Here is a 13540-nt window from a genome sequence, read left to right as displayed (position 1 = left end):
AGGCGTGCAAAAGTGCTTGAGCTCCTCAATTCACTTCGCCTCGTACTTCCCTGTTCTCATTCCATCGTTTACCCAGGCATCCAATGCGTCCACTCGGATGAACTTGGTGGGAACCTCATACGGCGTGTGCACCATCCAATAGTGAAGCTCGCGGCTGACATAAACCTCCACATCTCTGGGAGGCACTTCCGCGGGCTTAGGCCACTTTAAGAGGTCAAACATCTTGTCTCGGTTCTTGGCAAGAAACTCTCGACGTCCGCGAATTCGGCTGTATTGGCCGTTTTTGTCCGCGTCACTCATGCCGAACATGCGGTCTCTCAGCCGCCGGGAATCCTTTATTGAGTGCGCCGTTTGATTGTATTTGCATTCCGCATAAAGGACAGTATTCGTAGCTGGCCAGTAGGCGAACACATCGTAGTCCCCGACGTCCGCGAAGCCCTCCTTGCGAAACCGCCGGAAGAAATCCGCGCCGCCTTCAACGTACGGGGTGTGGCGCTTGAGAATCTCCACGGCGCGGACCTCAAGCGCATCCTCAATGAGCTTCTTGATGGACTTGACGACTGCTTGGACGTTTGGCCACTGGAAGTCAGCCGGAAGAACGCCATCTCGAACGGCTGACAGCCATATCAGCTGAGACCGACTAGCGCTCTCGGCTCCCCAGACGACCTGCTTTCCGACTGGGACAAGAGGCCGGATGGCATAGCGATGAAGACGCTTGCTGTGCTCCCAGAACGGGACATCGCTTTCGTCGATTGTCTTGCCGGACAAGCGCCTGATGTTGGGTCCCGAAAGCGTCAGGAACGACACGATTGCAGTAGCCTCGGCCGGCGTGATTTCCTCGAAACCCTGCACGATGGCATGGGCAAGGTGGTCTGGCTCCCCCAGATAAAACAGAGCCAAGTCGTCCGCCAGGCCATGGCGCACCGGCTGGGTGAAAACCGTTAGGGCCTGCAGGAGTTTCTGTAGCTCGAACCCCACGTCAGCCTTGAATGCCTTCTGGAGATTTTCGCTCACCAGAAGCTCCGCGACTGCCCCCTCCACAGCGTCGTCGTTTTTGATTCCCTCGCCTAGCCTGATTCTCGCCAACTCGTGCGCATACTCTTCCTCTCGTTCCTGCCAAGTCTGGGAGTAGAAGACCTCCGGGACGAACTGGTCGTCGATGTCCACGCCGCTTACGTCAACCTGGTTGTGCAGAACGTCGCTGGCCCCCGCAAGAACCATGTACCAGTCAACCAGTCCGATGAGTTCTCGCAAGAGCTGCGGCGTGATTCGCTCCTGCCCACTCGTGGTAGAGCTGACCGCCTTCTCCAGCAGGTACCGGTAGTTGCGAGCGGTGCTTTCAAACTCCTTCCGAGCTTCGGAAAGAGCTTCCAAGCGGTTGTAGTCGACTTGGTGGGCGCGGCTCTGGTGCACTCGGGTCTCGCGGATGCGTCTGGCAAGAAGTAAGCTGTCGTGCTGCTCGACGCAGGCGATGGCCAGCATCTCCCTGTCCAGCGGCGCAAGCCGCTTTTCGAGTTGAAGGCGAAAGCGTTCTCGAGCCGTGTCGATGCGCACCTTTGCCTCGTGCAGCTCGTAGCGACCAGGCTCTAGGTCACTTTCCTTCATCACGACGGCCAGTGCCTTGCGCGCGAGCTTGTACTCTGTTGGTGTCGGAACGACTGGGTCAGCAAAGTCGGGCACGTCTATCGTCCGCTCCAGCACCTGCAGATGGTACCGCGCGGGGCGTGCCGCGAGGCCCGCCAATCGGGTTACGAGGTTCTGCGGGGCAGTAATGCCGAGTGACGCTGTGCAGGCGAAGAATGTTTCTTGAAGGCAGCGGGCCTCGAAGGCTGCGTTTCGTGCCCCATTCAGACCAGCCTGTATCGCGGTTGCATGAAGCTTCATTTCAACGCGAGCTGGGTTCCCCACGCTTCCGGTGGCAGACAGCACTATTTTCTCGAAGCTCTCCAGAGGCGCCGGGGACTGCTCTCGGTCAACACGCCCCTGATCGGCGAGGCGGCAGGCGAAGACCAGCTGCTGCCGTTGAAATAGCGCTTCCAACTGGAAATCGCCTGCACACTCATGAAGCGCGTCGATGACCATCTGCGCGAACATGTCCGCCATCTTAGCGTCTTCGACCTCCAGCCCGGGCTCCACCGTCACCGTTGCTTGGACGGTGCAGGAGCCGACCTGGGTGGAGTAAGCCATCGCAGTATGGTGACGCGAGCGAAGCTCAACAACCCCCTTGGCGGTGCGCTTCACGTGCCATCCAGACGACCCGTCCGGGAAACGCGGCGGCGCCGACGCCCAGAACTCGGTCAGGGTATTGAAGCGCCACCCGCTGCCCCAGTGCGGATCTAGGGCAATCATCGTCGGGTTAATGGCTCCCTCTACGAGCACCCCGTGCGTATCCTTGAACGTGCCGAAGAGGTCAGCAAGCGCGCGGGAAAACGGCGATAGCGTTCCCCGCTGTGTATCCGCAAAACTCCAGAACTGCTCAAGCTCCCGTATGTCCTCGAGGCCATCTACGATGCTGACCAAGTCAGCCAAGGGGATGATCCTCGTGGGCCGCTTAGGCGCGTCAAGCATGTTGAGACCAGTACCGGACTGTGTCAGGACGATAACGATCTGCACATCGTCAGCCCCGGGACCGCTCTGCTCACCTTGGCCGAAAGCTAAACCCCGTCCGTCGTCCATTCGCAGGTGCAGAACACCCCCACTGCGAAGAGCTGCATAGACTGCGGAAGCCGCGGCGCCAGCGGCCGCAAGTGACCGATGGTCGCAGGTGCAGAACAGATGTACCAGTGAGCCTCCAGTGATGGTGCAGCTGACAGTCAGCGCGGGAAATTCTTGCCGGCTGACCAGTAGCTTCATCGGGCCGACCATCACATGCCGCAGCCGGGCGGCAACATAGCGGCCGATAGCCTTATGGGTTTGCGCGGTGCCACCTAGCGTCCCAACTTTAGCCCAGCGGTCGATGATGACCCCTGGCCCACTCCGCAACGAGATTGGAACCCACGTTTCGCCTTGCGCTACACCCAGAAACGGCAGGGCTCCGCCCGTGAGGACAGCATCCCCAAACGTCGCCCAAGTCAGTGGCGCCTTATACGCGCCCATGGAAGCGACCAGCTTGGCGCTTGCGTTGGCTCGCCATTTGGCGACCCTAGCGCCTGTACTTAGGAGCGCGACACGGCACGAGGTCCAGAAATTCTCGAGCGGCACCTCCACGTGACCGTAACTAGGCTCCGGGAGTACAGCGCCGGCCGGGTTCGGAACTGCCTCAATCAGGTCAGCGTGCAGAGCGATAGCGAAGTCCATGTCGGCCAGGGCTGCCTGGTTGCCGTCATGCGTGATGCGGAATGCCTGTACAAAGTCGGGAAGCCGCTCGATGCAACTGCCGTAGAACATCGGCACGTAGCTATCACCAAGGGGGGCACGAACTTGGCCCCAATCTGCTTCGATGTGGCAGTCCTCTAGCGTCGGGAACTCGGGCCAGGCCGCGTAGAGCTCGGTCAGAAAGAGGGCAAAGTCTTCGTAAGTCTGGATTGCCTGTGCGTCGTTCGAGTCGCTTTGAAGACCCAAGAGCACTGTCCAGGCAAACAGGTGCTTGATCGGACTGGCCACATTCGGCTGCCAAAGGTCTGATACGGCCACTGCTACAGCGGCATCAAAGCGCACGTACCTGCGCAGAACTGCCTCTACAGCCGCTACGTCACGCTGGAAGTGCAGGTCGACCTGCACCTGTTGCTCTGATCTACCAAGGAAGTCCTGCATCTGTTCAAGTAGGGACGTTGAGGCATTCCTACCGTCAGCGCTCTCTCGACGTTCACGCTTCTCGCGCGACTTCTTTCCCATATATCCCTTGCGTTTTGCCTTCGCCGCAGGCGTTCGGTCCCAGGTGCTACCTGGGAGAGTTAAATGGCTGCAATTAGCCATTTTCAGCCGATCGGCACAGGTTAGCAGGTTGCTGACTTGCAAAGGTCACAGACTGTCACGACAGGCGGGTCCGACCCAAGGAATCTCGCCAAAAGTCACTTATGCTTTTGACTTAGGCTAGGCTAATACTTGGGCGAAGCGGCTCACTCAAGACCGAAAATCGCAGCCAGAGAACCGTGGGTATAGCGCGCATACTTGCTCAGCGTTCGCACAGACGGCCAGATGTAGAGATTGTCTGGGAAGTCTGCCACTGGAATGAGATAGAAAGCTGCAATATGCTCGTTCGATGGATCGGCGCGGACCCAGATGATGAAGTCGACCGCTGGCTTATGCGCCAGCGCGACCTTCCAGCAAGGATGGCTTCGCTCGTACCGACACCGAGTGCACAGCAAGCGGGCGGTTACACCGTTCAGTCGATAGGTGCGTGGACTGAGCTTCTCGACTTGGGCGTTTGCCGCGACCGCGCATCGCTCGAGCTCGATCGTCATGTCACGGCTAATACACCTCATCCGGTACCGGGTGATGGTGCTTCGGGTGAGAGATGGCCAGCTCACGCCAGCGAGACCCATTGCCGATGTAATGCCGTTGAAGCGCGCAGCATATGATTTCACCGCTGGCCCGCCGCTGGCGTTGATCAGGTCCAGAGTGACCTTACCGTGCTCGACGAATATCTGGCGTAGTGAATCGAGCATTTCGTCATCTGACCACTGCCGGCGGCGGTGTTCTCGTACGCCGCGTGCGGCCTCGAGCTTATCGCGTGACACAATTGCGTCAAAAGCGTCGTCTACTTTCACCCAAGTTGCCCGTGCATTCGCGCGACGTGAGCTTTTCAGGCGCTGGGTGCTCCGGTTGAACACCAAGGTGCCAGCATACTTGTCGTTCGTGAGAATTTGCTTTACATGGTACGGTGACCAAGTACGGCCGAACTCGTTCGCGATCCCCTCGCCATTGAGGCGGCGCGCAATACCAGTGTCCGACATGCGCTCGCCAAGATACATTTCGTAGATGCGGTGAATCACGGCTACTTCGTCTTCCGGCCCTCTGGTGTAACTGACGCGATCAGTTGGCATGGGCTTGCGTTCGCCGACGCCCAGGAGGCCCTTCGGCTGACCAGCCGCAGAGATCACGATGCGGCGGAGCCCGTAGCCAGCCAGGCCGCCTTGCTTGAATCCGGCTTTGGTAAGGCGGCATTGCGCTCGAAATACCTTCGCTGACAGTTCGCGACTATACTCGGCAGCCATGGCTCGTTTGAGGCCCTTGAGCACGGCCGCGAGCGGTGATCCGTCGTTTGTGAAAGGCTCGGCGCAGTACGACACTGCGATGCCGGCCCGGCGGCATGCATATTCGTAGTAGGCACTCTCATCAACGTCTTGGAAGCGACCCCAGCGGCTCACGTCGTATACTAGGACAACTTTAAAGTCGGCACGGCCGGCTTGAATATCGGTGAGCAGCTCGAGTAGACCCGCCCGCCCATCCAAAGTAAGCCCGCTGCGCCCCTTATCGCGATATACCCTTACGATCGCGAAGCCATGCGCCGCAGCGTACTCCTGCAGTGCTGCCTCTTGATGCTCGGTTGAGTAGTTCTGGTGCTCCGTTGAGGCTCTTAGATATAGCGCAGCCCGGTCAGCGTATGCCTTCAGCACGAGGCCTCCAGCAAGCCGGGGCAGTCGAGACCAAACATCGCGCCCGCAGTCGGATATCGCATGCAAGCGAACTGGTCGAGATTTGAATCCTTCAAATAGATCGCTCCTGGCGCCAAGTCGTCCTGGCTGAAAAGGAAGTAGTCTGCTATGACCCCTGTGATCGGTTCCATCCGGCCTACGATAGTGAAGTCGGCATTTGGGCTGCCGCGAATTTTCCAGTTCTGCTGGCCACGGCGAGGGTTTCTCGGAACGGCGATCTCGATCAGGACCCGGAGGCGCCCATTTATCAGAACTGTGCTCCGGTCGTCTATCAGGTCGGTGGTGCCGCCAGCGGCCACGGCGAGAGTTTCGACCTCCTGCTGGAGGGCGGCGCGTGCCGCGGCGATCAATCGTTTCGTCGTCACAAATGCATGCTTCGGAGAATTTGGCAGACCGGCGGCTTGGTAAGCACTCATGAGGGAGCCGAACGTGCGCACTAACAATTGCGGATCCGGCATCAGCGAATCGGCTGCAATAATCTTCGCATTCACTGTCCCATGCCGGTCGTGACAGGACTGAAGGAGGGGGACCAACTCATCCCGAGTACGACGCCTCAGCCGACGCGCGCGCTCTTCCTGGACTTGATCGAAGACCCGGGCATCGATGATCGGAGCGATCGCCTCTTGATTCACGATCCATTGGTCGGCAGCGTTGCGAGTTCGACGAGTAGAAAGTTTGCACGAGCGCCGGTTATAGGCGAGGGCACCGCAATACTTCACGTTGGTCAGTAACGAGTTGATCATCGCCTGAGTCCATGGCCGGCCAAACTCGCTTAGCACCTCTTCGCTGTTGAGTAAGCGTGCAAGCCCTGCTTCACTGGAGCCTTGCTCAAGGTAGAGGGAGTACACGCGCCGCACCGTCTCCACTTCGTGCTCAGGGCCCCAGACCAGCACAACTCGGTCCGTTGCGGATATCTTCGATTCGCCATATTCGAGAATGGCACGCGGCGTACCGCATGCCTTTAGCGCTAGGCGCCGAAGACCGTACCCAGCGTGCCCACCTTGCTTAAAGCCCATCGCGATGAACCTGGCCTGGGCTGCGAACACCTTTTCGGATAGGTCGCGGCTGTACTCCGCCGCCATGACGCGCTTCATGCTTTTGAGCAGCGAGGCATACGGTCCTGAGTCGTCGGCGAAGCGTTCGCCGCAATAGATGACTTCTATGCCAGCACGCCTGCAGGTGTGCTCGTGGTAGGCAGCCTCATCGATGTCTTGGAATCTTCCCCATCGGCTGATGTCAAATACAAGAATTTGGCTGAAGTCGGGCGCCGCTGACTGAACGTCACGCATGAGAGCGAGCAATCCTGAACGCCGTCGGATGTCCAAACCGCTCTTGCCGTCGTCGACGTACTCTCGAATGATCTCAATGTCGCGCGCCGCTGCGTATTCTCGGATCCTAGCGCGCTGGTGATCCGTCGAGTAGTCCTGGCTCTCGGTCGACATGCGGACGTACATGACAGCACGACTTGCAGCATAGTGGACCATAAAGCCTCCAGTGTTTGATATGGCGCAATATGCCTCAGGTATTTGCGAAGACTATACGAGGATGAGCAACGATACTACGAAAATTGATGTGAGCCCTATGATTCTAGCCACGGCAATTGCACTGTACCGGATTCACGGAGTCCACTTTGCGGCAGCGTTTCTTCATGATGCTGGGGTCTCGATAGAAGTGGCGTGTGAATTGCTGACACAGCCGTCATGCTGACCGGCAGCATGTACGTTACATACCATGCCGTATTGTCTAATACCGCGCCCGCCTACGTGCAGGCAGATGTGGTTTCGACATGCCAAGCCGCTACCGAGTTGTTGCAAGTGCTGCTGGCCGAGCCTCTAACGGCTGGATGCAGCACGCTGGGCCGACATCGCGCAGCGCGACGTCCAACTGGCGACCTTCAAGGATCTTGCGCGCCGGCGCGAGCAAGATTGGACCACTCAACTAAACCACGCACTCAAATGCGAATTCTCGTGATCAGATCATCCGCGCTCAATCTGACTCTGCCAGCGCTTCTCTCAGCCGGTGCGACACCCTTGCGCCAACAGCCGTAGCGTGCCTGACGCTTCCGTCGGGATCCTCAATCACAACCCTCGCAGCCGTACTCCAAAACCAGCAGAGCGAGTATCGAGCCTTGGCTGAAAAGGCTAACCGACGCGTCAGTGACGCATTGATGCTTCAGTGAGTGTGGCCCGAGTACGTAACGTCAAAGCCGTTAAGAACCGCTTTCGACCCAAAGCGGACCTCGCGCGACAACGCTAGCATTCCAGTAGCGTCGCAGGGAGATATCGCGTCGCCTCAAGTGTTCGATAACAATCGGCAGCATGTAAAATTGCCAGCTTGACCATGGATCGCCGATGACCTCTTACACCAACCTTATTCACATATCCCAGAACGGCACTACTACTCCACTGCAGCGGGTGCCGATGGGCCGCAGCGCCGATGGACAGTACAGCGAGGCATGGCTCCAGCAGCTGCTCTTCGAGCATCCTAAGTCTCTGCCGATCCGTGAGATCGACCCTCACGCCGGGGCATTGATCCCGGTTTGCATGGAGCTGCAGACCAGCGCCGGACCAGCGGACATTCTGTATGTCACGCGAACCGGTCAGATCGTTCTTGTCGAAACAAAGTTGTGGCGGAATCCAGAAGCCCGCCGCACTGTCGTCGCGCAGATTCTCGATTACGCGAAGGAACTGTCTAGCTGGTCGTACGAAGATTTAAGTCGCGAAGCGGCGCAGGCCACCGGACATGGCCCCGGCCACCTTCTTGACGCAGTCCGCGCCGTGCATGCGAACCTGGACGAGGCCGCCTTTGTCGATGGCATCAATCGCAGCCTGGCAGTAGGGGATTTTATCTTGGTGATTGCTGGCGACGGCATCCAGTCTGGCGCCCAGGCGCTCGTCTCATTCCTTGAGCGCTATGGCCACTTGCGCTTCCAGCTAGCGCTGGTCGAGATTGCAAGCTACCGCGGTCTTGACGATTCGCTTCTTCTCCAGCCAAGGGTCCTTGCCAAGACAGAACTCTTGGTGCGGTCGGTGCTGCTGGCGCAGCCCAGCGCAGCTGCTGGAGGTGTCGACGATGCAGATGAAGACGCGGCCGAGATCACTGCCAATGCAGCAAAGAATGCTGCGCAGGCTGAACAGTGGGAGCGCTTTTGGGCTGAATATCTCGCCGTGCTGCGCCTTGACGACATGCAGCAGCCACCGCCTGCGCGCCCTGCCAAGACCACCAACATCTACCTCTATTTGCCGCCTGGTTCAGGCTGTGTCTGGATCACAGCGTTTGTGGCTCAATCCCAAGGAAGAGCTGGGGTCTTCCTCAGTTTCAGTAAAATTTTTTTGGAGGCGCATGACTGGTACGAGCGCCTCTACGAGGAGCGAGAGGAAATTGAGCGTGTCGTACCAGGATTGACATGGGAACGTCAGCCGGGCGGCAAGATCATCATCATGGCACCACCAATAGCTTGTCGGAAAATCGATGATCCAGCAGAACGGCTACAGCTGATCGCGTACTTGGCCCTGCAAACGAATGCCATGGTCAACGCTTTCCGATTCCGGCTCGAAGCGTTTGTTCGTGAACGCGCAAATGGGTAGTGCTGGAGCGTGAACATCGAACGCACCTTCATTGATCAGTTCCTGGAGTGCAAGCCCCAGCCTTGACTTTGAGTTCTTCGAGGCGCCGGTACATGATGAAAGAGCAAATACGTGCTGCAGTCGACGCCAGCGTCTAACTTGAAAACGTCACACGTCACTTATGGTAGGCGCTGAAGGAGGTCATGGTCGGATGAGCCAGTTCGTTTAACGTCCGCCTATGGCCGATAGCGGACGGTCGGCACGGCTCGGTGCACTCGGCTGTTAACTGCTGAGCAACTAGAAGGTTTTGTCAGGCGCTCTAAGGCTATTCATCGTATACGCGGCAATAACGTTGCCATGGTCCAAGCAGACACATCTGCTGGGTTGCGCTCGATCAATCCCGTTGTCGCTTAGCTAGCCTGATGAGAAGGCGCTCTTGTTTAGATTTGGGGCGGAAGTACTCGCGTACATGCCAACGAACAAGGTCAAAAAACTTGAGTCCCGGTTCTGGCTCTGGTGGATCAGGCAGGCGAGGCATCGGTCCATGCCATCCACCGTACCGATGCACAGATTTAAATGTATCAAACTCGTCCAACGGATTGATCTCTATATCGTTTACAGGGTTGCAAAACAATGTGATGAGCACGTATGACAAGCTCAATAGATTGAAAAGACGCGGAGCACGTCAATCAGCCTGCTCAAAACGTTCTTCAAGCAACTTCTCAACTAAGTTACAACCTTCTGCAGTTTGAATGACATCAACAGGCCTCTCGTGGCCTAGGCCAACCTTAGGGCTCTTCAGCCAAGTGGCTGCGGCATGGCGATCGCCAAAAAGTTGCGTTGCACGATCGTAGATGGCTTGTGCGCGCGTTAGCGTTCCTGGGTCCTCGCCAGCTGATGTGCGAGCATCTGCCTGTGACGAGACGGGCGTCGCTACAGATGAAAAGAGCGGCTGAGGTTCGTGCTCGAATTCGCCAAACTCTTCTTTATCTAGATGCAACCCCTCTTTATGTGGATCTTGCGACTCGTAATCTTCCTCTTCCAAGGAGCGTCTGCCTTTGCAACGAGGGAAAGCTGTACAACCCCAAAATTCTCCTCTGGCTGAGGGCCGGAGTATCATCCGAGAACCGCACATGCTGCACTGCGGCACTCGTTCCGCTACGTAATCCCGCATCCGTTTAGCTTTCTGAACGAAGGATTCAAGCTCTGGCGGCACCTCGCCCTCGACCACCCATTCTTGTAGACCCTTATCGAAGTAAGCGCCATGACGCTTGGCAAAATCTTCTACCGCTGGGGTGATCTCAACGAGGATGGTTATCTTCTTTGTCATTGATGCGTTCTCTCTCTTCCAAAAAGGAAGCACAGTGAAAAATTAGCTAAGACACGCATGCACAGATGCCTTCCTGCACGGCATTGAGGTACATGTACCGTCGCCTGTGTTGGATTATAGCTAGATCATTCGGCTGTGCCAAACCTCTCCCAACATCGTCAGACCAGTGAGCTAGTCGCGCTTGGAGCTGCGATCAAGAGCTTCCGTATGAGCAAGAAGATCTCTCAAGAGGATCTGGCGCTCATCGCTGGCGTGGACAGGAGTTATCTAGGCAGAGTAGAGCGCGGCGATAACAACGTGGCAATCCTTACGCTCCATCGAATAGCGCGTGCGTTGGATGTATCCTTGGCTGAGCTGTTTCGACAAGCCTGCCTATAAATCCGGCAGCTACAGCGGATCGTTAGCCTGCGGACAAGCAAGTTGGCTCGCAACGACCAGCTTCCCATTTGTCAATTTTGCCAAATGAGGAAAGAGAAATTTTCTACACTGCCTCTTGAGAACAGCCAGCAGACTGCGTGTATCTGGCATTGCATTTACGAAAAGATCATCCGATTTGCCATTTTTGCCAAATGGGATGCCTAAGCACGACTCTACAGACGTCAGCACTAACCGACAATTTCGCGAGCATGACTAGGCGCTTGTCTGACGAGCTAGATGCAAAGGGTTGTTGTGTACGAATACAGCCATGTAGACGGCGGGAAGTTGAACGCAGAGCCGTCAAGTGAGCACGGCTGGGTTACATGGCGGTTACATTAGACTCAGAAAGCAAAAAGCCCAACGCTAAATGCTGGGCTAAGTGCTTGATTTGATTGGTGCCGACTGCAGGACTCGAACCCGCCACCTGATGATTACAAATCAACTGCTCTACCTGATGAGCTAAGTCGGCATGACCTTAAGACAACGATTATACGCTATTTGATCCGGGTCAAGGTCGGACGTCCACCCTTCTTGGGCGGCTCGTCATCCCCGCCAGGCACAGTGGGCGGTGCATCCGCCACCACCGGCGAATCCACACCGGTCGACGGCACGGCCGACAAGGCCGGCGCGGTCGGCGCACTGTCGACGGAAGCACCCGACGACTGTTCATCAGCCTCAGGCGCAGCCCCCACCTCGAACGCCATCCCCTGTCCATTCTCATTGGCATAAATCGCCAACACATTGTGCACAGGGATATAAATCTCCCGCGATACGCCATTGAAGCGCGCACGAAAGTGGATCGCGTCATTGTCCATCTTCAGCCCCGACGTGGCGCCGTAGCTGATGTTCAGGATGATCTCGCCCTTGCGAACATATTCCATCGGCACGGTCGTCCCGCCATCGACCTTGACGGCGATATAGGGCGTGAAGCCGCTGTCCGTGCACCATTCGTAGATGGCGCGCAGCAGGTAGGGTTTGGTGGAGATCTCTGCCATGGTGATGTTGTGTAGAAATACAGGCGTTTGCGCCAGTTTACCGGAATCGTCCGACGGACGTCCAAAACCGGCGCGTGTGAAGCGATACAGCGAACAGGGGCGAAACGCGAAGGCGTCCCACCCCAGAACACATCAACGACGCATCACTTTCTCGGACGGGGTCAGCGCCTCGATATAGGCCGGACGCGAGAAGATACGCTCGGCGTACTTCATCAGCGGCGCCGCGGTCTTCGACAGCTCGATGCCGTAGTGGTCCAGGCGCCAGAGCAGCGGGGCGATCGCCACGTCCAGCATCGAGAACTCGTCACCCAGCATGTACTTGTTCTTCAGGAACAGCGGAGCCAGCGTGGTCAGGCGATCGCGGATTTCCGCACGCGCCTTGTCGTGGTTCTTGTCGTTCGCCTTGTTGCGCTCGCTTTCCAGCGTGTGCACGTGGACGAACAGCTCTTTCTCGAAGTTGAACAGCATCAGGCGGGCGCGGGCGCGCATCAGCGGATCGGCCGGCATCAGCTGCGGGTGCGGGAAGCGCTCGTCGATGTACTCATTGATGATGTTCGATTCGTACAGGATGAGTTCGCGCTCGACCAGGATCGGTACCTGGCCGTATGGGTTCATCGTCGAAATATCTTCCGGCTTATTGAACAGGTCGACGTCGCGCACTTCGAAGTCCATGCCCTTTTCGAACAGGACGAGGCGGCAGCGTTGGGAGAACGGGCACGTGGTGCCGGAGTAGAGAACCATCATGGTTTATAGTTCCTTAAGAAACAAAGGGGTGTAGCGCAGAGCACTCACCCCAGAGAAATGATTGCCCGTATTATAGCCAACCGGGCAATGAAAGCGAATTACTTCACCTGTTTCCAGTACGATTCGTTCAAACGCCAGGTCAAAAACACGAATACGGTCAGGAACAGCAGCACGATCACGCCCAGCTTTTTGCGGGTCGCCTGGGCTGGTTCGGCCATCCAGACCATATACGCGACCAGGTCGGCGGTGGCTGCGTCGAACTCCTGCTGGCTCATGGTGCCAGGCGATACTTGCTCGAAGCCGGCGAACTTGTGGACCATCTTGCGCGGCTCATGCGGATCGGCCTCTTCGGCGAACTTGGCGGTGCGAATCCCCTGCTGCTGCCACATTGCATGCGGCATCGCAACATTCGGCACCACCATATTATTCCATCCGGTCGGGCGGGTTTCGTCCTGGTAGAAGCTGCGCAGATAGGTGTACAGGTAGTCGGCGCCCGAGCCGGCCGGGGAGGCCTTTGCGCGCGCGATCACCGACAGGTCCGGCGGCACCGCGCCAAACCAGGCCGCCGCATCTTTCGGGCGCATCGCCGTCGTCATCATGTCGCCAACTTTGTCGGCAGAAAACAACAGATTGTCACGAATCTGGTCTTCCGACAGGCCCAGGTCGCGCAGGCGGTTGTAGCGCATCGAGGCTGCCGAGTGGCAATTGAGGCAATAATTGACGAAGATTTTCGCGCCATTCTGCAGCGACGCCATGTCGTTGCGGTCCGGTGCGCGGTCCAGTGGGACGCCGCCTTCGGCGGCGAAAGCCAGTCCCGGCACCAGCGCCAGGACTGCAATCAGTTTCTTTGCAAACAATTTCATGTCGTGTCCTTGTGCTCTTGTCCGGTGA

The 13540-nt window shown here is 57.5% G+C and carries 9 protein-coding genes and 1 tRNA gene; 2 read left to right on the top strand and 8 right to left on the bottom strand.

All coding sequences use genetic code 11. The features are described 5' to 3' along the window. Positions 1 to 30: 30 nt before the first annotated feature. From DIR46_RS12785 to DIR46_RS12775, 3 genes are all read right to left on the bottom strand, one after another. Positions 31 to 3720 carry a hypothetical protein gene (locus tag DIR46_RS12785; RefSeq protein WP_162819504.1) on the bottom strand — a complete coding sequence of 1230 codons (3690 nt, stop codon included), beginning with the start codon at positions 3718 to 3720 and terminating at the stop codon, positions 31 to 33. Between the two features lie 338 nt (positions 3721 to 4058). Next, positions 4059 to 5558: a recombinase family protein gene (locus tag DIR46_RS12780; RefSeq protein WP_162819503.1), complete on the bottom strand. Its 1500-nt coding sequence runs from the start codon at positions 5556 to 5558 to the stop codon at positions 4059 to 4061. Next, positions 5552 to 7051, bottom strand: a complete 1500-nt coding sequence (locus tag DIR46_RS12775) for a recombinase family protein (protein ID WP_370659974.1) — start codon at positions 7049 to 7051, stop codon at positions 5552 to 5554. The genes DIR46_RS12780 and DIR46_RS12775 overlap by 7 nt, the downstream gene beginning before the upstream one ends. Before the next feature lie 897 nt (positions 7052 to 7948). On the opposite strand from DIR46_RS12775, the gene DIR46_RS12770 reads away from it, so the two are divergent. Further along, positions 7949 to 9184, top strand: a complete 1236-nt coding sequence (locus DIR46_RS12770) for a DUF4268 domain-containing protein (RefSeq protein WP_109345545.1) — start codon at positions 7949 to 7951, stop codon at positions 9182 to 9184. Between the two features lie 664 nt (positions 9185 to 9848). Here DIR46_RS12770 and DIR46_RS12765 read toward each other — a convergent pair. Then, positions 9849 to 10493, bottom strand: a complete 645-nt coding sequence (locus DIR46_RS12765) for an antitoxin Xre/MbcA/ParS toxin-binding domain-containing protein (protein WP_205289121.1) — start codon at positions 10491 to 10493, stop codon at positions 9849 to 9851. 135 nt (positions 10494 to 10628) lie between these two features. Between DIR46_RS12765 and DIR46_RS12760 the strand changes: the two genes are divergently transcribed. Then, a complete protein-coding gene (locus DIR46_RS12760) occupies positions 10629 to 10871 on the top strand; it encodes a helix-turn-helix domain-containing protein (RefSeq protein ID WP_109345544.1) in 243 nt (80 codons plus the stop codon). Between the two features lie 432 nt (positions 10872 to 11303). On the opposite strand, the gene DIR46_RS12755 is transcribed toward DIR46_RS12760, so the two are convergent. The 4 genes from DIR46_RS12755 to DIR46_RS12740 all read right to left on the bottom strand — a co-directional run bounded on the left by DIR46_RS12755 (position 11304) and on the right by DIR46_RS12740 (position 13512). Beyond that, a tRNA-Thr gene (locus DIR46_RS12755) sits at positions 11304 to 11379 on the bottom strand. A gap of 25 nt (positions 11380 to 11404) precedes the next feature. Next, entirely contained in the window at positions 11405 to 11905 is a 501-nt protein-coding gene (locus DIR46_RS12750; RefSeq protein ID WP_109345543.1) for a ClpXP protease specificity-enhancing factor, read from the bottom strand. 132 nt (positions 11906 to 12037) lie between these two features. Beyond that, a complete protein-coding gene (locus DIR46_RS12745) occupies positions 12038 to 12649 on the bottom strand; it encodes a glutathione S-transferase N-terminal domain-containing protein (protein ID WP_005663771.1) in 612 nt (203 codons plus the stop codon). A 98-nt stretch (positions 12650 to 12747) separates the two neighbouring features. After that, positions 12748 to 13512 (bottom strand): cytochrome c1, encoded by a 765-nt coding sequence (locus tag DIR46_RS12740; protein ID WP_109345542.1) that lies wholly within the window; start codon positions 13510 to 13512, stop codon positions 12748 to 12750. Between the last annotated feature and the right edge of the window lie 28 nt (positions 13513 to 13540).

It is taken from the genome of Massilia oculi (genome assembly GCF_003143515.1).
GTDB lineage: Bacteria > Pseudomonadota > Gammaproteobacteria > Burkholderiales > Burkholderiaceae_D > Telluria > Telluria oculi.
The sequence above is the reverse complement of the archived record's forward strand: the minus strand, read 5'-3'. Positions and strand labels throughout refer to the sequence as shown.